18 protein-coding genes and 1 other annotated feature are annotated in these 20,823 nt (G+C 55.2%); of the genes, 8 read left to right on the forward strand and 10 right to left on the reverse strand.

The annotated features are described in order from the left end of the window. Positions 1 to 33 precede the first annotated feature (33 nt). The 5 genes from pyrE to GSF01_RS11445 all read left to right on the forward strand — a co-directional run bounded on the left by pyrE (position 34) and on the right by GSF01_RS11445 (position 4,570). Positions 34 to 693: an orotate phosphoribosyltransferase gene (gene pyrE, locus GSF01_RS11425; protein ID WP_159884019.1), complete on the forward strand. Its 660-nt coding sequence runs from the start codon at positions 34 to 36 to the stop codon at positions 691 to 693. Positions 694 to 862: 169 nt separating this feature from the next. Continuing rightward, positions 863 to 1,384 carry a sigma-70 family RNA polymerase sigma factor gene (locus GSF01_RS11430; RefSeq protein WP_159884021.1) on the forward strand — a complete coding sequence of 174 codons (522 nt, stop codon included), beginning with the start codon at positions 863 to 865 and terminating at the stop codon, positions 1,382 to 1,384. Positions 1,385 to 1,407: 23 nt separating this feature from the next. Then, positions 1,408 to 2,667: a hypothetical protein gene (locus GSF01_RS11435; RefSeq protein WP_159884023.1), complete on the forward strand. Its 1,260-nt coding sequence runs from the start codon at positions 1,408 to 1,410 to the stop codon at positions 2,665 to 2,667. Next, complete coding sequence (locus GSF01_RS11440) at positions 2,664 to 3,692, forward strand: ABC transporter ATP-binding protein (RefSeq protein ID WP_159884025.1); 1,029 nt, start codon at positions 2,664 to 2,666, stop codon at positions 3,690 to 3,692. The genes GSF01_RS11435 and GSF01_RS11440 overlap by 4 nt, the downstream gene beginning before the upstream one ends. Continuing rightward, positions 3,689 to 4,570, forward strand: coding sequence for an ABC transporter permease (locus GSF01_RS11445; RefSeq protein WP_159884027.1), 882 nt, complete (start codon positions 3,689 to 3,691; stop codon positions 4,568 to 4,570). The genes GSF01_RS11440 and GSF01_RS11445 overlap by 4 nt, the downstream gene beginning before the upstream one ends. A gap of 95 nt (positions 4,571 to 4,665) precedes the next feature. Here GSF01_RS11445 and GSF01_RS11450 read toward each other — a convergent pair whose 3' ends face one another. From GSF01_RS11450 to GSF01_RS11480, 7 genes are all read right to left on the reverse strand, one after another. Next, positions 4,666 to 5,310 (reverse strand): methylthioribulose 1-phosphate dehydratase, encoded by a 645-nt coding sequence (locus GSF01_RS11450; RefSeq protein ID WP_159884029.1) that lies wholly within the window; start codon positions 5,308 to 5,310, stop codon positions 4,666 to 4,668. Then, positions 5,307 to 5,975 (reverse strand): 2-hydroxy-3-keto-5-methylthiopentenyl-1-phosphate phosphatase, encoded by a 669-nt coding sequence (locus GSF01_RS11455; RefSeq protein WP_159884103.1) that lies wholly within the window; start codon positions 5,973 to 5,975, stop codon positions 5,307 to 5,309. Before GSF01_RS11455 ends, GSF01_RS11450 begins: the two co-directional genes overlap by 4 nt. Further along, positions 5,975 to 7,255 (reverse strand): 2,3-diketo-5-methylthiopentyl-1-phosphate enolase, encoded by a 1,281-nt coding sequence (locus GSF01_RS11460; RefSeq protein WP_159884031.1) that lies wholly within the window; start codon positions 7,253 to 7,255, stop codon positions 5,975 to 5,977. Before GSF01_RS11460 ends, GSF01_RS11455 begins: the two co-directional genes overlap by 1 nt. A 19-nt stretch (positions 7,256 to 7,274) precedes the next feature. Further along, a complete protein-coding gene (gene proC / locus GSF01_RS11465) occupies positions 7,275 to 8,150 on the reverse strand; it encodes a pyrroline-5-carboxylate reductase (protein ID WP_159884033.1) in 876 nt (291 codons plus the stop codon). A gap of 43 nt (positions 8,151 to 8,193) precedes the next feature. Further along, the gene (locus GSF01_RS11470) at positions 8,194 to 9,483 is read right to left on the reverse strand and encodes a glutamate-5-semialdehyde dehydrogenase (RefSeq protein WP_159884035.1); all 1,290 of its coding nucleotides are present in this window, start codon (positions 9,481 to 9,483) and stop codon (positions 8,194 to 8,196) included. Positions 9,484 to 9,520: 37 nt separating this feature from the next. After that, on the reverse strand, positions 9,521 to 10,654 hold the full coding sequence (gene proB / locus GSF01_RS11475) for a glutamate 5-kinase (protein ID WP_235941413.1): 1,134 nt from the start codon (positions 10,652 to 10,654) through the stop codon (positions 9,521 to 9,523). Between the two features lie 98 nt (positions 10,655 to 10,752). After that, positions 10,753 to 10,970: a binding site (T-box leader), on the reverse strand. Positions 10,971 to 11,045: 75 nt separating this feature from the next. Continuing rightward, a complete protein-coding gene (locus GSF01_RS11480) occupies positions 11,046 to 12,248 on the reverse strand; it encodes a pyridoxal phosphate-dependent aminotransferase (RefSeq protein ID WP_159884039.1) in 1,203 nt (400 codons plus the stop codon). Positions 12,249 to 12,488: 240 nt separating this feature from the next. Between GSF01_RS11480 and GSF01_RS11485 the strand changes: the two genes are divergently transcribed. Both GSF01_RS11485 and GSF01_RS11490 read left to right on the forward strand, forming a co-directional pair. After that, positions 12,489 to 13,289 (forward strand): carbon-nitrogen family hydrolase, encoded by an 801-nt coding sequence (locus GSF01_RS11485; protein WP_159884041.1) that lies wholly within the window; start codon positions 12,489 to 12,491, stop codon positions 13,287 to 13,289. A gap of 220 nt (positions 13,290 to 13,509) precedes the next feature. Continuing rightward, positions 13,510 to 14,484 (forward strand): diaminopimelate dehydrogenase, encoded by a 975-nt coding sequence (locus tag GSF01_RS11490; RefSeq protein WP_159884043.1) that lies wholly within the window; start codon positions 13,510 to 13,512, stop codon positions 14,482 to 14,484. A 168-nt stretch (positions 14,485 to 14,652) separates the two neighbouring features. Here GSF01_RS11490 and GSF01_RS11495 read toward each other — a convergent pair whose 3' ends face one another. Genes GSF01_RS11495 through GSF01_RS11505 form a run of 3 tightly spaced genes read right to left on the reverse strand, consistent with a single transcriptional unit; the run spans position 14,653 to position 19,778 of the window. Continuing rightward, on the reverse strand, positions 14,653 to 16,134 hold the full coding sequence (locus GSF01_RS11495; protein WP_159884045.1) for an alpha/beta fold hydrolase: 1,482 nt from the start codon (positions 16,132 to 16,134) through the stop codon (positions 14,653 to 14,655). A 3-nt stretch (positions 16,135 to 16,137) separates the two neighbouring features. Next, complete coding sequence (locus GSF01_RS11500; RefSeq protein WP_159884047.1) at positions 16,138 to 18,774, reverse strand: tetratricopeptide repeat protein; 2,637 nt, start codon at positions 18,772 to 18,774, stop codon at positions 16,138 to 16,140. 56 nt (positions 18,775 to 18,830) lie between these two features. After that, positions 18,831 to 19,778, reverse strand: coding sequence for a LysR family transcriptional regulator (locus GSF01_RS11505; RefSeq protein ID WP_159884049.1), 948 nt, complete (start codon positions 19,776 to 19,778; stop codon positions 18,831 to 18,833). Positions 19,779 to 19,909: 131 nt separating this feature from the next. Here GSF01_RS11505 and GSF01_RS11510 point away from each other — a divergent pair, with 131 nt between their 5' ends. Next, positions 19,910 to 20,776 carry a YitT family protein gene (locus GSF01_RS11510; protein WP_159884051.1) on the forward strand — a complete coding sequence of 289 codons (867 nt, stop codon included), beginning with the start codon at positions 19,910 to 19,912 and terminating at the stop codon, positions 20,774 to 20,776. Positions 20,777 to 20,823 lie beyond the last annotated feature (47 nt).

Consider the following 20,823-nt stretch of genomic DNA (forward strand, 5'->3'; position numbering starts at 1 on the left):
CCTACATTATTTGAACCGAAGGAGAGATCTCTCATGAGCTCAACGACCATTCGTACCAACTCACAACTATCCGAGCAAATTGCCTCCGACCTGCTGGCTATCGGAGCCGTCGCGCTTCGTCCTCAGCAGCCATTCACCTGGACCTCCGGCTTGAAATCGCCGATCTATTGCGATAACCGTCTGACGATCTCGTATCCCGAAATCCGCGAGCGGATTGCCGAAGGCTTCGTTACGCTGATCCGCGAAAATTTCCCTGAGGCCGAGGTTATTGCAGGAGCGGCCACAGGCGGGATTCCGCATGCTGCCTGGGTAGCGGCCAAGCTGGGACTGCCTATGGTCTACGTACGCGATAAAGCGAAGGGGCACGGCAAAGAAAACCTGATCGAAGGCTTGATCAAGCCAGGTCAAAAAACCGTCGTCATCGAGGACCTCATCTCGACAGGAGGCAGCTCGCTCAAGGTGGCGCTGGCGGTCAATGACGCCGGTGCGGAAGCGTTGTCCGTGCTCGGAATATTCTCCTACCAGTTCGACAAAGCCAAAGAAGCGTTTGAGCAGGCAGGCATTCCGTTCGAAACCTTGACGAATTATTCGACGCTGGTCAACGTGGCCGTCGGGCAGGGAAGCATTCAGGAGCAGGACGTGGCAGCACTCCAGGCGTGGAGAGCGAATCCGAGCGAATACGGCAAGGCTTGAGCAGCAGCGGGTATCCTCCATATCTAATAGCATAAGAGAAGAAGACTTCGGCCAAGCGGCAAGCGGCGGAGTCTTTTTTTGTTGATTCCACAATTCGGACTCTGTCCTGCTACAAATACCCGCTTCGGTACGTCTTCTATATAGCTGCAGCCGAAAGGAGGCTATTTCATTGGAACATCCGGATTCCGATTATTTCAGAGAAATGTTTCATACGCACTATCCTGCCGTAAGGCGCAAGCTTATCGCTTTGCTAAAGGAAGAGGCGATTGCCGAGGATTTGGCGCAGGAGGTATTCCTGCGGCTGTACCGCAACCCGCCGAACGAGCCGGGAGCGATCGGGGCATGGCTCCAGCGTGTGCTGACCCGTATCGCCTATGATCATATGAGGAAGATGGCCAGGGAGACGGCTCTTAGGAAGAAGCAGGAGCAAGCTATGCACACAACCCTGCAGCAGCAGTCCTCCAGCGAGGAGGAGCTTCTGCAGAGGATGGAGCATCAAGAGCTTAGGGAATGGCTTGAAATGCTGCCGAAGCGGGATCGCCAAGTGCTGCTGCTCCGATATTCAGGCTATAGCTACGCAGAGATTGCGGAACAGATGCAAGTGAACCCGCCCTTGATCGGATCGTGGCTGCAGCGTGCTACCGACCGGTTAAAGCGACAGGCCGAATCGGGTTCAACCTCCGGCACATGATCATCGAAAGGAGCTGAACGTGTATGAAGGAGCAAAGTGTTAAGTCAAATGATACAGATAACAGGCAGAAGCCTCTTGACCTCATAGAGAATCGACAGAAGCTGCCGTCTCCTCAAGTAAAAGAGGTTGACAAGGAGAGTGAGCTGACTGCCATCGCTTGGGAAAAGCTGCAAGCCAGGCTGAAGCCGGAGGAGCGTGCGCCCGAGTGGACGGCATGGTCTCGTGGAACGGCTGAGTTGCCGTCATTCGAGCTGGACGAAGCTTTCGCCCCAGAGGCTTCGCGGAATGATGACCTAGAGGTTAGGAGCGGGAAGGATGGCGCAGCCACCTTGTACCCAGCAAACACCGGTTTTTCTTCCGCAAATGGGAAGCGTCGCACGGAATCGTCACACCCGAGAGCTGGCCGTACAAGACGGTTCGCGATCCGCTATACCAAATGGGCCGCAATCGCGGCTGCGGTATGCATCGGCGTTGCGGTTATTGCCACGCCTTCAGGCAATCAGGCCCTTGCCTCGCTGCTGAACCAGTTCCGCATGCAGCAGGTTACGGAAGTGCATGTGGATGATCTGGAAAGGCTGCTTTACTCTGCCGTAGGCGACGGCAACCGGAGGGAAGAAATTAATAAATTCGGGACGTTTACCCGGCAAACTGGAATGAATTATGGGAAGGTCAGCGCCGAGCAAGCAGAGTCGGTCATCGGCAGTCCGCTTGTACTGCCGGCTGAGCTAAGAAGCGACAGCTATAGCTTGAACCTGTCGGCCGTGGATGAAATCACTTTTACGATCAATGTGAAGGAGATCAATCAAGCGATGAAGCGCATGGGGGCCACCAAGCTGCTGCCAGAGTCGGTCAACGGCAAGACGATCAGACTGAAGACAGGTCCGAAGCTCCATGCGATACCGGGCCGTGAGAAAGGAGGCTACTCGTTATCCCAGCAGCCGGTTCCTGTCGTCGAAGTCGAGGGTTCCGTACCGATTACGGAAGCGATGGAGGCTGTGCTTGACTTCCCGCTCCTTCCCGAGTACATCAAGGAGAACTTGCGCCGCGCCGATATGACGAGCGGCGGAAGCATACCTCTGCCGGTCATCACAGGCCAGCAGACCGAGAAAGTGAAGATCGATTCGACGGATGTGCTGCTGATTATGGATCAGGACTGGGAAAATTCGGTGTATTATTCCGCTTCGTGGGTGCAGAATGGCTTATTGATCCAGCTGTATGGCAACGGTTCGCTGACAAGCCGCGAGGCGATGCTCGATAAGACGAAGGAGCTGATCAACTCGTGAGTCAGGCAGCCATAGAAGCGGTGGCGTTAACGAAGGATTACGGCAATGGACGCGGCTGCCGCGATATTACACTGCGTGTGGAACAGGGGGAAGCCTTCGGCTTCCTCGGTCCCAATGGCGCCGGCAAGAGTACGTTCGTCAAGATGCTGGTCGGGCTCGTGCGCCCGACGAGCGGACATGCGACGCTGTTTGGTCAGCCTATCGGCTCTTTGGAGGCGAGAAGGCTGATCGGCTATTTACCGGAGCTGTACCGGTATCAGGAATGGCTGACAGGGGAAGAGGTGCTTACGCTTCACGCAACTTTATGCGGCCTCAGCAAGGAAGAAACGAAGCGGGCTTTGCCGGAGCTGCTTGATGAGGTCGGGATCGGTCGGCGCGGTCGGGACCGGGTGAAGTTTTATTCGAAAGGAATGCAGCAGCGGCTTGGGCTGGCCTGTGCCCTTGTAGGCGGCCCGAAGCTCGTATTTCTGGACGAGCCCTCATCGGCGCTCGATCCGCTGGGAAGGCTGGACATTCGGGAACTCTTGCAGCGTTTGCGGCAAAAAGGCATTACGATTTTCCTTAATTCTCATCTGCTCGAAGAGGTGGAGACGCTTTGCGACCGCATAGCGCTGCTGAACGATGGCCGCATTCTGGAGACCGGGGCCGTCCGCGAGGTGCTTGAGGGGAAGACGACCTGGCATTTCCGCGTAGGCGGGTTCACGCTCCCTGTACTGGATTGGCTGCGGGAGCTATCGGGGATTGATCTTCGTCTGGGCTTGGAGACCGGTCGGGGTTCGGAGAAGGAGATAAGGCTTGAGCTTACAAAAGGGAAACAGGTTGATACCAATCGAATGTCCGCTCTCCAATCCGGTGAAGTCTGGCTGGAGGCGGACCTCGAGGATGACGAGCAGGCAGGATGGCTGAACGTCCTCTTGATCGAGCAAGGCTTAACCTTATACGAGACGCGTAGATCAAAAAATAGACTCGACGAATGGTTTGTTGGAGCCGTTGCCGGGCTTAATCACAGGGGGGAACGAGCATGAAGACGATCATCCTCATGACCTGGAGGGAGCTGCTGAGAAAAAAGGTAGTTCTGGTCACGGCATTGATGACCGTCCTCTTTTGTCTGATCTTCGCTTATATAGGGAACGCGGTCAGCATTGAACTGAGGAGGCCCGGTTTAGATAAAGAGGGAATTTCCTTTCTGTTGGAGAGCTATGGGCGGGGGAGCATGATTCTTTCGCTGGGCTTCTTTTTCGGCTCATTTGTAGTGGCTTTTCTAAGCATTTTCAGTTCGTTCTCCGTCATCTCGGGAGAAGCAGAGCAGGCCGTGCTGCTGTCGGTGTTGCCTAGACCTTTGCCTCGAACGCATTGGTATGCGGGCAGATGGCTAGGCTTCGTGAGCTTCGGTATCGCTTATGCCGCTCTTTTATTTATGGCTATTCTGATGATTACAAGTCTGTTTGCAGCTATTCCCCGCAGTCCGGAGGCCATCCTGATCTCTTTTCTGCTGTTTGCCGCAGTCGTGCCTTTGCTCGTATCGGTATCGATGCTCGGTTCCTGCCTCTTCTCCGCAATCGGCAACGGCGTGGTTCTGACGATGTTGTATGGCGCAGGCTGGCTGGGGGGCATGATCGACAAGGTTGCGGGCACCTTAGGAATAGCGGACAGGTCGATCGAGCCGCTGCTTCGCATCGCGGGACTGATTTCGCTGCTTATGCCGGCCGACTCGCTCCAGAAGAGAATGTTGACAGAATTGCTTAGCCTTCAAAACAAGGACGTGCTTGTCAATGTGCAGCGGTGGATGGGATTGTTTAATGTCGGAGAGGTACCAACGAATGCATTTCTAGGATATGCCTTTGGTTATACGGTATGTGCCTTCGCTCTGGGCATGTGGCTGTTCCGGCGCAAGGATTTTTAAGCGGCTGCTGTGCAAGCGAAGGGTTCTTCGCTCAAAAGAAAATGAAAACGAAAACGACCCACCGCCAGCGGAAGGTCGTTTTGTGTTTCAGCTGTTTATTTGTTGAGCAAAGCCAAACGGTAGGCATACTCGAATAAAAATTCGAAGGCTTCCAAATGCCGCTTGGCTTCGAAGGCATTGGCCCCCCAGGCGCAGACGCCGTGCTTGCGGATAAGGATGCCGGGAATGCGGGGAAGGATGGAACGCTCGACCAGCTCCGCGATCCGCGGGATCTCCGCGTAGTTCGGCAGGATAGGGATCTCGATCTGCGCCTCTTCGTCCCAGATGTTGAAGGCCTTGATCAGCTCGACGCCGTCGATCGGCACGCTGCCCCGGTTGCCATACAGCTCCGAGATGACATTGTTGAACACGGTGTGCACGTGAAAGATAGCGCCGGCCCCGGTTGCTTTATAGATCTCGCAATGGATCAGCGTTTCGGCGGATGGGCGCAGCGAGGTCGCTTCGATCGCCTTGCCGTGCTGATCGACGAGCAGGTAATCCGATGGCGTATGGACGGACTTGTCTTTGCCGCTCGCCGTAACGGCGAAGGCAAACTGCTCGCGGTCGAACGGTCCGACTCGGACCGACAGGTTGCCGCTTGTGCCCGGGAACCAGTTGCGGCTTGCGAGCAGCGTTTTGATCTCCCGCAGCTCGGCGAAGGCCTGCTGCTTTTCCTCTAACGTAATGTGATGGAAGCTCACCTTGCGTTCATCTCCTCCAAATGGGTTATCACGTCGTGAAACGTTTCAAACGGCTTGTAATTCAAGCTTAGCTCCTCGCACAGGTCGATCAGATGCGCTCTTGCGAAAACGGTGTCGACCAGCTTCGCGCCTGCGAAATCCGTGATGCTGTCTCCGATCAGGATGCGCTCGTATTCAGCCGCCGGATAGCTGCGGATGATGGTCGTTTTGCACATTCCGCAATCATTGCCGCAATGTTCATCGCAGGCATGGGTCCATAGGATGCGGATATGAGAGCCGTTGAAGTCGCTGCCGTTGCAGTAGATATGCTCCTGCGGGATAGGAAACCCGGACAGCACCGGATAGACGAAGAAATCGATGCCTCCGCTCGTGACGAGGAATAGGATGTCTTCCCGCTCGCAATAAGCCAGCAGCTCTTCGAAGCCCTCTCTAATCTTCACGTTGCCGATGGCATAATCGACGATCTCTTTCTTACGGGACGTAGGCAGAAGGGCGAACATCCGCCCGACCCCTTCCCGTACCGAAACCTCCTTGCTGATGACCTGCTCGACCAGCTTATCCCAGCCATCCGGCTTGAAGTGCTTCATGATGGCGACGATATTGTCATTGACGGTAATCGTGCCGTCAAAATCACAGAAAATGATACGCCGTTTAGCCTTCGTCATCATTCCTTAGCCCCCCAGGCCTCGATAGCGGCCTGCAGTTCCGGATGTCCATCCGCCGCGTAGGCACGCAGAGGAGACCCGATCAGGCAGGCCTCGATCGCCTGACGGAAAGCACGCCCGCCTGCTGCCGCGCCCTGCGGATGACCGTGTACGCCGCCACCGGCATTCACGACGACATCCCGGCCGAAGTCGCGCAGAATCCAGGGCACAAGTCCCGGATGGATGCCTGCGGAGGGGACGGGGAAGCTCGTTGCCAGCCCGAGCGGCTGCTCCGCCGAAGCGCCGAGCGAATAATCCGCCGCCTGCTTCGTGAGCAGAGCGTCCTTGATCGCCATATTTTCTTCAAGCGGCATAACGACCGAGCCGTAAGGAGAAGGGAAGAGCACCAGATCCGCACCGGCAAGCCTCATCAGCTTGCCGAGCAGCACATTCGCCGAGATGCCGTGATAGGCGGACGGGTAATAGGCGCCTGCCAGCGCAGGATGCGCCATAATCGGCACGCTTACGTCGGGATGGCGGCTAAGTTCGCTGAGTGCATCGAAGCCGTAGGCCAGCACATTGAACAGCAGCGCGTTGGCGCCTGCTCCGATAGCCCGCTTGGCTTGCTCGACAAGGCCGAAGGTCGGTCCGGTCAGATTGGCGGCATACAGCAGCTTTTGTCCAGTCTCGCTTCCGGCTTGGGCCGCAGCCTGCATGCACGCTTCTACACGGCGCTCGATAGGCGTCAACGGATTTTCGAACAAGATCTCGTCATCCTTGATCAGATCGACGCCGCCCAGCGCTTGCTGGTAGAACTGCTCGCGCAGGGCGGAAAGGTCGTGGCCGATGACGGACTTGAAAATGCTCATCAGCAGCGGGCGCTCGTGGACGCCGAGCAGCTCGCGAACGCCGGACAGTCCAAAGCGCGGTCCGGGGAATGCGGACAAAAAGCCATCCGAGAACGAGAGGTCGATCAGCTTGATTCGCCCATCCATGGACAGCTTGCCGAATACGGTAACGAGCAGCGCGGGAATATCCCGGCTGAAGTTGACGTCCGGGTAGGCAATCCGGATATCGGCGTAGCGTTCGCCGGGTCCGACGCCCGCCGGCTCGTGGATGCTAACGTCGACGACTTGCCCAAGATGCTTCTCCATCTCGGTCTTGCGCGCTTCGGGCAGGTCGGTCCAGCTGCCGACCGTCAGGCCGACAGCGATACCGAGCGCCTTCTTCTGAAAGTCGGCTTTATCGTCATAAGAGCGGTAAGTTGCTACGCAATACGATTGATAAGAGGTTACACTCAAAGCGGAATCCACCTTTGCTTTAATCTTTTTTGTCAGGAGCGGCCGCAGATTCGCCGAGCGCCGAGCCGATCTCGGCCGCTCGGCTAGCCGAGCGAAGGACGGCTTGCGTAACCGCTTCAGGGAAGCCTCGACCGGCCAGCAGCTCCAGGGCTGCCTGAGTCGTGCCGTTCGGCGAAGTCACCTTACGTCGCAGGTCGGATGGGTCCTCGCCGGTCGTCTCGACCATGCGGGCAGCTCCCAGCACGGTCTGGACCGTAAGGCGCCGCGCTTCATCGCGGTCCAGGCCGCCCTGGACGCCACCCTCGATCATTGCTTCCATCATATAGTAGATATAGGCGGGTCCACTGCCGGACAAGCCGGTGATCACATCGAGCAACGGTTCTTGGACCACGCTCACGATACCTGTAGAACGAAACATTTGCTCTGCGATGCCGCGCTGTTCTTCCGTGACGGCGGACGAGAAGCTGAGTCCCGTCGCGCCCAGTCCGATCGTGCTGGACGTATTGGGCATCGTCCGGGCAACGGGAATAGCTCTGTTTCCGAGAAGCCCCGACATCGTCTCGATGGAAAGCCCGGCGATCACGGACACGAGCAGCTGCCGTTCCTCCAGCATCCCTTGAAGGCTGCGAACGCCCTCAACGGCATCCTTGGGCTTGAAGGCAATGACGACGACATCGGCTTCCCGAATGGCCCGTTCCTTATCTTCCCTTTGCAGGGATTGACGTATGCCGTAAGCTTGCTCAAGCTCCTGCAAACGGATGGCGTTGGAGCGGTTGGTTACAAAAATCTGCTCGGGACGCATGCCGCCTTGATCGATCAGGCCGCGGATAACCGCTTCGGCCATGGAGCCTGCGCCAATAAAGGCAATGTTCAGGGATGACCAGGTAGTGGACATGAGGGCACAGCTCCTTTGATTTTGATTTCGCTGAGCAAAGCGGTCAGCCGCGGATTTGACCGCTGCCGACAATAACGTACTTGGTGGAGGTCAAAGCGGGAAGTCCCATCGGTCCGCGCACATGCAGCTTCTGGGTACTGATGCCGATCTCGGCGCCGAAGCCGAATTCGAAGCCGTCGGTAAACCGGGTGGACGCATTATGATAGACGGCGGCCGCATCGATCTCGTTCAGGAAACGGACGGCGTTCACCTCATCCTCGGTCACGATGCATTCGGAATGCTTGGTACCGTGGTCGGCGATATGCTGCAGCGCTTCCTCGATGTTGTTCACCAATCTGATGTTAAGGATATAGTCGTTGTACTCGGCGTCCCACTCCGGGGCGGCTGCTTGGCTTATGGCAGGAATCAGCTCCCTGACAGCGGCATCGCCGCGGAGCTCGACATTTTGCTGGACGAACTGCTCGGCGATGACCGGCAGATGGAGGGCGGCAAAATCGCGATGAACCAGAAGCGTCTCCATCGAATTGCAGACGGAAGGCCGCTGCACCTTGGCGTTGATGGCGATGCGCAGCGCCATATCCGGGTCAGCGCTGGCATCGACGAACGTGTGGCAGATCCCTGCCCCGGTCTCGATAACGGGTACGGATGCATTTCTGACGACGTTCTGGATAAGCGAGGCGCCTCCGCGCGGAATCAGGACATCAAGCAGGCCGTTCAGCTTCAGCATCTCATCGGCAGAGGAACGGCTTGGGTCCAGGATGAGCTGAAGTGCATCGGCGGGCATTTCGGTCTTCGCGAGCGCTTCGTGCAGCACCTCGATGATACGCCGGTTCGACTCCAGCGCTGCCGAGCCGCCGCGCAGGACGACGGCATTGCCTGTCTTCAGGCAAAGGCCCGCCGCGTCGACAGTCACATTCGGACGCGCCTCATAGATCATGCCGATCACGCCCAGCGGCACCCTAACCTTGCGGATGGAAAGTCCGTTCGGGCGCTCAAAGCTCTCCAATTCCTCCCCCACAGGATCGGGCAGCAAGGCTACCTCGCGGAGACCTTCGGCCATTGCTGCGACCCGCGTTTCATTCAGGGCAATCCGGTCCAGCAGGGATGCGCTGGTGCCGTTTTCGCGTCCGCGGTGGAGATCCTGGGCGTTAGCCGTGATGATAGAGGAAGTCTCCTCAACCAAGGCGTCAGCCATTAGCTGCAGCGCCTGATTTTTTTGCTCGGTGCTGAGCAGGGCGAGCCGGGGAGCGGCAGCCTTGGCCAGCCAGGCCTTGCGGAAGACCTCGGATACTTGCTCGGATGACGATAGGGTATCGATGATGCTTTGAGACATAGGGATGACCTCCTTCTAATGGGTCCGGCATTCGGTATTAGGACGTGGCGCTGTCCTTAACCTTGCCGGCTGTCGTTAATGTGATCCATTCGTCGCGATGGATAACTTCCATTCGCTGAACCTCGATTCGCTTCTGCACCTCATCGGTGCTTAATCCCGCCACCGCTTGCAGCTGCCAGGATGCGTAGTTGACAACGCCTCGCCCGATGGTCCGCTGCGAGGCGTTGACCACCTCAATCACGTCGCCGGGGTGGAAATCGCCGGCTACCTCGCGGACCCCTGCCGGCAGCAGGCTCCGGCCGCCGGCTACAAGCGCTTGCTCGGCTCCTTCGTCTACGACTACGGTGCCTTGCGGCTGAGAGTGAAAGCCGAGCCACTGCTTTTTCATCGGCAGGCTGTGAGCGGTTGTATCGAAGTAAGTGCCTTTTCCATCGCCATCGACGGCAAGAGCGGTATCGCCGGGACTGGTCACGCGGCCGATAAATAACGGAATGCCGCCGCGCATCGCGATGCGTGCCGCTTCCAGCTTGGAACGCATGCCGCCGGTGCCGACCGAGGAACCGGAGCCTCCGGCGAGCTGGTACAGATCCTCATCGATCTCGGTAACCCGATCGATCCGGCGGGCGCTTGCGTCGCTGCGCGGATCGCCGGTATAAAGCCCGTCGATATCCGTGATGATGACGAGCTTCTGTGCCCGGACCAGGTTGGCAACTAGCGCCGACAACGTATCGTTATCGCCGAATTTCAGCTCGTCGACCGATACGGTGTCATTCTCGTTGATGATGGGGACCATGCCGCGCCGGAGCAGCTCCTCCAGCGTCATCTGGGCATTATGGATCCGTTTGCGGCTGACGAAGTCGGAGCGAGTAAGCAGAATTTGTCCGACCCCGATGCCATGGCGGCCGAATGCTTCATGGTAGGCTTGCATCAGCAGCGCCTGTCCGACCGAGGCCGAGGCTTGCTTCTCATGAAGCTGCTTGGGACGAGAAGGATAGCCAAGCTCCCGAAAGCCCGCGGCGACAGCCCCCGAGGTTACCAGCAGCACGGGATACCCGCGGCGGTGCAGGGAAGCGAGCTCGGTGGCGAAAAAATCGATTTGTTGCCGGTTGAGGCCGCCTTCGCTGGAAGTTAGCGAGCTGCTCCCGATTTTGATTACGATCGCTTGCTGCATAGAAATCACACTTCTCTCTTCTGTACGATGTAGAACTAGGCGCATGAAGGAGGCGGGTCCTGGGACGATTGCCTTGAAACATGAAAAAGGCCCCGTCCATGAAGGACGAAAGCCTGTAACTTCCGCGGTACCACCTTGCTTGATGACATCCGTCATCCGTCTTTAAGTCCCTCATAACGGCAGGGAATGCCGTCCAACTCTTCGCTGGCCGTTCAGGGGCGGGTTCGGATAGTCTTCACGGTAAATTCTCGCAGCCGGTGGAATTTACTCTCTGATCGTGCAGGGGCTTTCCTACTATTCCCTTCATTACGTTTTCTATTTTCTAAGGATATCATGGGATTGAGCGGTTTGTAAAGGCGGACAGCTTCTTCGTCGATCGGCGAACAGCTTCCTAGAACAGACCCAGCGCCTCCACCCGGCGCACCGCTTCGCGAAGACGGTCCTCCGAGCTGAGCAGGCCAAGCCGGACATAGCCCTCGCCATGCTCGCCGAAGCCGACGCCCGGAGCGACGACGATCTTCGCCTCGTTCAGCAGCAGATCGGCGAAGGACTCGGACGTGTACGCTTTGGGGACGGGCAGCCAGGTGAAGAACGAGCCCTGCGAGCGCTTGGCCTGCCAGCCGATCCGGTCAAGCTCGGTGTAGAGCGCGCTGCGCCGCGAGGCGTAGACGCTAACCAGCTCGCTCACGCAGTCCTGCGGACCGGTGAGCGCTGTCGCTGCGGCTTCCTGGATACCGCCGAACAGGCTGCAGTAATAATGATCCTGGATCAGGTTGATCATCCGGACAATCTCGGGGTTGCCGAGGCAGAAGCCAACCCGCCACCCCGCCATATTGTAGGTTTTCGACAGCGTATAAAATTCGACCCCGACTTCCTTGGCCCCCGGCACCTGCAAAAAGCTGACGGGCTTCTGCTCTTCAAAACCGATGGCGCCATAGGCGAAATCGCTGGCTACGACGATGCCATGCTTGGCGGCGAAGCGAACCGTCTCTTCATAGAACGGCAAGTTGGCGGAAGCGCCGGTCGGGTTGTTCGGGTAATTAATAAACATGAGCTTCGCTTTATCGACATCGCTTGACGTTAGCGAATCGTAATCCGGCAGGAAGTTATGGGATTCCTTCAGCGGCATAAAGGCCATCCGGGCTCCCGCGAGAGCAACGCCCGACCAATAGTCGGGGTAGCCCGGATCGGGTACGAGGCAGACATCCCCCGGGTTGAGCAGGCATTGGGCGATCTCGACCAGGCCGGTCTTGCCGCCGAACAGAATCGCGACTTCGCTCTCAGGATCCAGCTCGACGCCGTAGTCCTCCAGGTAGCGCTGAGCAACCGCCTGCTTCAGAAACAGGTAGCCGTTAAATGGCGGGTACTTATGGTAGAGCGGATTTTCGGCTGCCCCCTGGAGGGCTTTGACGATATGAGGCGGCGTAGGGCGGTCGGGATTTCCCTGACCCAGGTTGATGACATCGTGTCCAGCCGCGATTTGCTCGTTTGCTTTGCGCACAAGCTTGGCAAAAAATTGGGTCGGCAGCTGCTGCAGACGGTCAGCCGGCTGCATAGGAAAGGCGCTGACGGCGCGCCCGGAAGTTGGATTCATGACGATTCACTCCATTGCTAAAATTCAGTATGCTTGCAAAGCCCTTATGTCGGATAGCCTTACTGTATCATGAAAAAGGAGCACTGTATACCTGCCTGTGTTGGGGCCGGAAGGGCAGGGGCAGACCGAAACCTGGATCCCTTTGAAAGGATGAAGGACTGCCTAGCGGGAGCGAGCATTGAACTTGTCGCGGGCTTCCACTATAGTATAAAGATAACGCAAACGAAGAGGATGAGAAGAATGACGCAATCGACTTGGAATGTAGCGCTGCTGCAGATGGATATCGCTATCGGAGAGCCCGAGCGCAACTACGGCAAGCTGGAAGCATTATTAAATCAATCCTTGCAGGATAACGCAAAGCCAGACGTCATCATTATGCCCGAGATGTGGAATACCGGATACGCACTCGATCGGATTCAGGAACAGGCCGATCCGGAAGGAGAGCGGACAAAAGCGCTTCTATCTTCGTTCAGCCGGGAGCACGGAGTGAACATCCACGGCGGTTCTGTAGCGGTCAAGCGGGAAGACGGCATCTATAATACGACGTACATATTCGACAGAGAAGGACGCGAGGCCGTTTCCTATTCCAAAATCCATTTGTTCCGGCTGATGGATGAAGAGAAGTACTTGCAGAGCGGAGAAACGATCGGTCGGCTTACCTTGGACGGTATTCCTTCCGGGACGATGATCTGCTATGACATTCGCTTCCCTGAGCTATCCCGGAAGCTGGCGTTAGGCGGCGCGCAGGTGTTGTTCGTGCCGGCGGAATGGCCGCATCCACGCCTGCATCATTGGCGGACGTTACTGCAGGCCAGAGCCATCGAAAACCAGATGTTCGTGATTTCCTGCAACCGGGTCGGCATCAGCGGGACGACCGAGTTTTTCGGACACTCGATGGTGATCGATCCTTGGGGAGAAGTACTTGCCGAGGGCGATGAGAGCGAGCAGATCGTCCGGGCCACGATCGATCTGGGGCTGGTGAGCGAGGTGCGCAAGCGCATCCCGATCTTCGAGGACAGGCGGCCAGGATTGTACGAGTAATACATCTGCAGTAGACGCTGCCGTCGTCAAGAAAGCAGAACCCTGATTAGCCCTGATTCGACAAGCCTAACTTGATATGATAATATGCTATTAAATGGCAGAAGCCTTATAGGCATCCAACTCCTCGGAGTAGGGTGCCTTCCTGCCGTCCGTTGGAAGCTTACAATACAATGTACGGATGCCTGTCGATCAAGCCTTCGTACGGAATAGGGGTATTTACATGTCCAAGTTAAAAATCGGAATCGTAGGTTATGGAAATTTGGGTCGCGGCGTAGAATCGGCTATTCAGCAAAACGCTGATATGGAGCTGGTCGCTATCTTTACGAGACGCCAGCCGGAAGGATGGACAGCGGCCGCCGAAATCGTACATATATCGGAGATTGAAAAGTATACAGAGAAAATCGATGTGATGATTTTATGCGGAGGTTCGGCCACAGACCTGCCGGAGCAGGGACCGCAGATCGCATCTTTGTTCCATACGGTGGATAGCTTTGACCGACATGCCAAGATTCCGGAGTATTTCGAAGCTGTCGACGAAGCCGCCCGGAAAAGCGGACATGCCAGCGTGATCTCCACGGGATGGGATCCCGGACTGTTCTCCTTGAACCGGCTGCTGGCCGAAGCGGTACTGCCGGAAGGAAATGAATATACGTTCTGGGGCAAGGGTGTCAGTCAAGGGCATTCGGATGCTGTACGACGTATTCAAGGCGTGAAGAATGCGGTGCAGTATACGATTCCTAATGAAGAAGCGGTGAATAAGGTAAGAAGAGGAGAAAATCCGGTACTCGCGACAAGAGATAAGCATTTCAGAGAATGCTTCGTTGTGGCCGAGCCTGGCGAAGATCTGGCCCGCATCGAGCAAGAGATCAAAACGATGCCTAATTATTTTGCCGATTACGATACTCAGGTGAATTTCATCAGCAGCGAGGAGCTCCAAGAGAAGCATTCCTTGATGCCTCACGGCGGACTTGTGCTTCGCAGCGGCAAAACGGGGGTTAACAGCCAACAGGTCATCGAGTTCGGTCTGAAGCTTGCAAGCAACCCGGAATTTACGGGAAGCGTCCTGGTGGCTTATGCCCGAGCTATCCACAGATACGCCAAGGAAGGCTTTGCAGGCGCAAAGACCGTTTTGGATATTCCATTTGGCTACCTGTCGCCCAAGTCCGCTGAACAGCTTAGACGCGAGCTTCTGTAAAGTTTGATACCAAAGAGGACGTTGCGCTTCGGATAAGAAGTCGCTTTGACCCAGCAGGAACGGGCTTCGTCCCGTACCTGGAATCAGTAACCCGACCGGCAGAACTCCGGTCGGGTTACTGGCATTGCGGCTAAAGCGGCGGCTTTCGCGGATCGGTCTTCAGTCAGATCAGATCCGGCAGGCCTTCCGATACCCGGGATGCGCGTAGTCAAACACTTGGATCGGACTGAGCGCAGTCAGATAATGGCCGACGAAAACAGACACCGCAAAGGGGCCGTTCAAAAATAAGTACAGTTCCTCGATTCCATCCGCTTTAAGACGATCCGCCTCCCGCTTGACCTCCTTGGCAAAGGCGACTGCCTCCTCCGCGTTGGCGATGCTATCTTGCTTGGCTCCCGATGGGGGAGCGAGGGAGAGAAAGCTTCGATAGGCGAGAGCAGATTGCTGCAGAAAATCCAGGACAGGAATCTCTATCGAATTGGAGACGCTCAGTACGATAACGGCAACACGGCTAAGTGGGCTGGATTTCTGATTATGCTCTGTTTTGTGTACCCGGTAGGACGGCGCAGCTTGCTGGGATGACCATAATTCCTTGTCTTGCTGGACTTCAAGGACGGCCCCTCTCGTATGACAGAAGCGGCTTCCCACCATAATCCCTCCAGGCAGACTAAGCCTTGCGTGAAGTCGCAGACGGCCGCCGTGATGCGTCCAACTACCAGCCCACTCGGTGGAAACTTGGTCCAAGGAGGCGGACAGATGCATCCAATCGCTATCGCTGGGCAGCTTGCGGGGAGAGGTCGCCCGAAAGTAGGGGGTCCAGTCCAAGCTTATCGTGGCCTCCTGAACCTCATGCTGCTTGACGAAGCCGTGGATGTGAAGGACAAACGGATCCGGGGCTCTGGAAGCAGGTCGAAGCTGACGGGCAATAAACTGCCTGATCGTCAATAATGCAGTGTGGTCGGCATCTAGCTTGCTTATGCCCGTGTGAGTTTCATCAATGGCGCATACTTCCGCTCCCACATACAGAGGGGAAGCGGATAGCTTGGCGACCGCAAAGTCTCTTTCCCCGCGCAGGATTAGTTGATCTATAGGAAGGTTCTCTGGGTTCGCTCCGGTATGAGCTCTGTAACGGGTCCATGAGTCTTCGAGCCGGCTTAGCGGCTGACTTTTTTTTCTTAACGATTGCAGCTGCTTGTTGGCCGCCCAGCGTGGGATCAGATTGGCGAGTGCGGATCCGCCGAATGGCACGGCTAAATAAACAATTCCCCTGATCTGTCCGAGCGCCCCCGTATCCGAGGCCTCAAATCGATCTACCACATATTGTTGAACGGCCAGGCCGCCCATGCTATGCGCGATAAAGACGAGACGACGCCCAGTCAGTCGGGCACGGATTTCGCTACGAAGCAGCTCAGCTACGGACTTGAAATCGTACTGGAAGGGAGACAGTCCGGTCCGGTAGCCGAAGCTGTAGCAGCTCGCTTCCTGCAGCTCAGGATCCTGCCTGAGCAAATCGGCTAGGGTGTGAGCCGCGTTCTTCCTCCGCCAGGTGCGGTCAGGGTCTCCACGCAGCCCATGTACGAATATAATTGCCGGGCCGCTCGCTGTTGTGCCCTCTGCGAGCTGATAGAGCTTTGCTTGTCCCGTTCGCATATTCTATTCACCTGCTGTATCGGTTTTGTTGATTGTATGCCCTTCGCTACTGAGCTCTTCCAAGGCAGCTGCTGTCTCATCGTCGTCTAACTCCAGAGAAGCGCCATATTCCATAAGAGCCTTTCGCAAAACTTCGCTATCCCTTTTTTTGGTTTTTTTATGGTTGTAGATGGAGATAGCCTTATGGAAATAGGACAGATCCTGCTTCACAATTTGCATAATAATAGGAAGCCGCGATTCCTGTGATTTCGTGAGTTCGGCTGTTATCAGGTCCTCCAAAGCTTCTGTCCTTTTCCCCATCGTTATGTATAAATAAGAGCGGTTTCTGTAAGTCGGTGCATCGATATTTTTTCTCATGCTGATCGCCTGATTAAAGTCTTGCAGGGCTTGGTCGAAATAGCGGTGTTTTTCCTCTTCATCGGCTTTCAGGCCTATACGATGCAGGGCATTGCCCCGGCAGTTGTAATCGTTGGAGATCAAGTCCGAAGCCTGGGCCGTATCAATAATAGTATCGAAGTAACGGGCGACTTCCTTGTAGGCTTCCGTTTTCTCCTCGGCAGACAACTCCTCCTTGTCATCTCTCACGTAGCGAAACAAGGATAAAGCCTGCGCGCGATTATACGTTACATAAAATTTTCCGCACAGTTCCAGGCCTTTGGAATAATAGCGGTGAGCATTCTTATACTGTTGTTTCTCGAAAAAGACGTCTCCGATAATGAAATACTGGAAATGGTCGATCAATCCTTCCGAAATCAGATTGAGGCGTTCCTCGAAGTCGGTGAGCATGTCTTGGGTAAGCTCATGGTGTTCCTTGATGTAATCGACATATTCGGTAACGAGTTGGCGGACGCTCGCTTCATTGTGCAGCTCGGGAATAAGGTCCACGGTCCCATCCTCGGAGATGATCGCTATAACGCACGGTTTTGCGCCATTTTTGTCCAGCCGCAGCTTCTCCTGGTAACGGTAGGCGGAGTGATAGCGGGCTCCGCGACTTGCATCGCCCTGATGCTCTTGGGCCAAGCCGTCCAGAATGACGCCGATGGCATGGCAAGCTCCGGACGTATCCAGATAGATGGCGCCGTCGATAGAAGTTAAATAACCGATGAAAGCGGGCTTGATCTCTTTCGGCTTGATCAGCGTCGATTGCTTGCGTAATATTTTTAATTCTGCTTCGGCGGTCGCAAGCTCTGTTATTACAACCATCGTTCCGCTTTGTTGGTCCTTGGCCTGTTGAACGAGTAACTGAAGCTTTTCGATCGATTCCTCGCTGAGGGGCAAGCGAGGCTGATCGAATTGAGCTTTTAATAGTTGTCTGAACCGCTCGGGCGTATAGCCTCCGTCGAGTGCTACCGGTCGTTTAAAGGAAACGCTGAGCAGCGGGTGAGGAGAAATTTCATAATTTACGGTTTGCTTGAACGTTTTTTTATTATCGGTCGACACCATGCTCGATTCAGAGCCTTTCTTCGGATGCACGGTCAGAAGTTGTATGTCGTAGCGAGACAAGCCCTTGAATTCCACCTTGATCAGAAGCGTATCGTCCACCTCGCTCCAGTCGATCTCGCCTATTCCGTATACGCCTTGAGGATCGGCTATGAGATAAAGATCGCTTTCCGTGTTCGTTAGCTCCAAGAGCTTGCGTATACGTCTGGCATCATCGAAGCTAAGTCGATCATCCTCGCTTTGAAACTGGATAGCATACTTCACAAGGCGGTCGTTCATGAGCTTGTCGCGGTTCATTAGCAGCATGCAGCCGAAGGGACTTTCCCCCTCATATGTTCGTGTGGAGATGCCGTCGATTTTCTCGAGCAGGTTGTTTATATAAAACTGAGGAGCGCCTGACGTTAGATCCGGGAGTAAAGAAGACAAGCTCTTCAAGCCTGTTCCGCTGACAAGCAAATCTTCGATCTTACCGACGAACAGCCGGATCATGCGCTGCAAAAATGTTATGCTATCTTCACGGTATTTTTTGACAAGCTCCCCGTCGTGATGAGTTCGCACCACAAATTCAGATTCGAAGTCGGGATGGTTCTCGTAGAAATCAATGAAATAGTAGTCTAATATCATTCTCAAAAAGGAAACATTCGATTTTTCCCAGAACAAGAAACGGGTCTCAGGATCGGCATACTGTACAGCCGCCATGTAGGTGATATTTTGAAGGTCGGCTGCTTCGGTCTGAAGGCAGAGCCTGCCGGCATAAAATAAATCCTTGCCTGCGGATCCCGGCGTAATCGTTCCATCTCCTTCGTACGGAGCAGCAAGGTCCCCGCTATCATCCGGTCCAGCAGTATCGGATAATGACTTGGATGGGGAGCCGGATTCCGATATGGACTGAGGCTGTGGGACCAAGGAACTGAACGAAAAGTGAGCGGGATCATCCAACAACCTCCTTAACTCAACGACCGAATCCCCGCCTACCAAGCCAAGCTTGGAGAAAACATCCTCGGGAGCGGAAAGCTCCTCCGAGATGATGTGGGTTTCGCGATCATTGATTTTGGCAAGCATGCGCTGAATTCGAAATGCTTTCAACTGATGGGCCTGATCCACGCCGGCTATAGCAAATAATTTCAAATTCAATCGGCTGTCCAGCCTCTGGATAATGGATTCGAGATGCTCGAAAACCTGTTTATGGACTGCTTCCAACGACAAACGCCCCTTTTATTCATACAGACATACATCTATGATATTTTTTGTAAATATCATTTATTGTATAGATTCCGGTTGGAATTGTCTATATTTACCTGATCTATGGCCATCACTTCGCGGAACGTATCCATAAATGCTTCTACCGCCTTGGATAAATAGCGTCCTTTCTTATAAGCGACGACCAGCGTTCGGAACGGACGGCTGCGGAGCGGAAGATACACGGGCGCCAGCTCGCTCCAGCGTCCTCTCGACACCATATGAGGTACCATGGCTATGCCCATGCCTGCTGCAACGAGCGACTGAACCGTTTCGATATTGCTGCTTTCAAAGACGATTCGCGGCATGAACCCGGCACCGCTGCACAGCTCGACCGTAATTTGCCGGAAGCCCTGTCCCTTTTTCAAGGCAATGAAAGGCTCGTTTTGCAGCAGGGCAATGTCGACCGGGGCCGGATCCGAGGCCATAGCCAGCTCGGCCAGCGGATGGTGCTGCGGCACGGCCAGCACGATCTCCTCTTCGATGACCGGCTCATAAGCGAGCGCGTCGTCGATCAGCGGCAAGGACAGCAGGCTGATATCCGCTTGCCCGCTTGCGGTTAGATGCTCCAGATTCGACGTCGTCTCCTCGACAAGGACGATATCTATTTCAGGGTAGCGCTCCTGGAACACAGGCAGCACGAGCGGCAGCACATGGGCGCCCGTGATCGGCAGACTGCCCACGACGAGCCTTCCTTTGCGCATCTGCGAGATATCCTCCATCTCTTGCTTCAGCTGCTCGACCATGTCGAGTATTTTCTGGGCCTTTTCCACAAATAACGACCCGGCGTGGGTGACCTCGACGGAATTGGTGGTTCGCTGGAAGAGAAGGACGCCAATTTCCTTCTCGAGCTTGGACAATTGCTGGCTTAGGGAAGGCTGGGCGATGTGCAGCTTTTCGGCGGCGCGCGAAAAGTTTTTGTCTATGGCAATCTGCAAAGCATATTGAAGCTGCCGAAGTTCCATGTGGAGAAAATCCCCTTCCGTTATATAAGTAATGTGGGAATAAATGTTCGAATTGTGATGCAGGCCTTCATCATGTAAACTGAACACTATACAAAAAGTGACAAGCTTGCAGGAAGGCGAGGAAATTAGGCTTGGCAAAGAATCATAGAAAGTTATCTATCGTTGAGTTTATCCAGCGTTTCATCTTTATTACGATCGGCGCCATTCTTATGGCTACGGCTCTCGAGCTGTTTCTGGTACCTAACACGGTTCTGGACGGCGGCATCACCGGTATTTCCATTATGGTAGCCAAACTGACCTCAATGCCGCTAGGTTTGTTCATATTTGTATTCAACATTCCTTTCCTGCTGGTCGGGTACAAGCAAATCGGCAAAACGTTTGCCATCTCCACGCTGTACGGTATTTCTGCCATGTCAGTAACGACGCTTCTTCTGCATCATGCCGATCCCTTTACGAATGAGAAGGTGCTCGCAGTGCTGTTCGGCGGTCTGATTCTCGGCTTCGGAGTCGGGCTGGTCATCCGTTATGGCGGCTCGCTGGACGGTACCGAAATTGTGGCTATTCTGCTGTCCAAACGGTTCAGGATGCCGGTCGGACAGATCATCATGATGATCAACGTTGTCATCTTCATCGTAGCCGGATTCGTCTTCGGCTGGGATTCCGCGATGTATTCGATCTTCACCTTCTATATCGCATCCAAGGTTATGGATATTGTGGTCGAAGGTCTGGAGGAGTCCAAGTCGGCTACTGTCATCTCCTCCGAGTATGAGGAAATATCCGATGCGATCATGAACAGACTCGGTCGCAGCACGACGTTTATTTATGCCAAAGGCGGCTATTCCAAGGAAGATACGCAGATGATCTACTGTGTCGTTACGCGTCTGGAGGTCGCCAAGCTGAAATCGATCGTTCAGGAAATCGACCCCAAGGCGTTTATCTCGATTCAGCAAGTCTCCGACGTGCTCGGCGGCAACATGGAAAAGAAAAGCATTCATTAAAGCGGATTATAAGCGAATTACGGAAAGCAGGCCTTTCTCGGAAGAGG

It is taken from the genome of Paenibacillus puerhi, from assembly GCF_009846885.1.
Classification (GTDB): Bacteria; Bacillota; Bacilli; order Paenibacillales; family NBRC-103111; genus Paenibacillus_G; species Paenibacillus_G puerhi.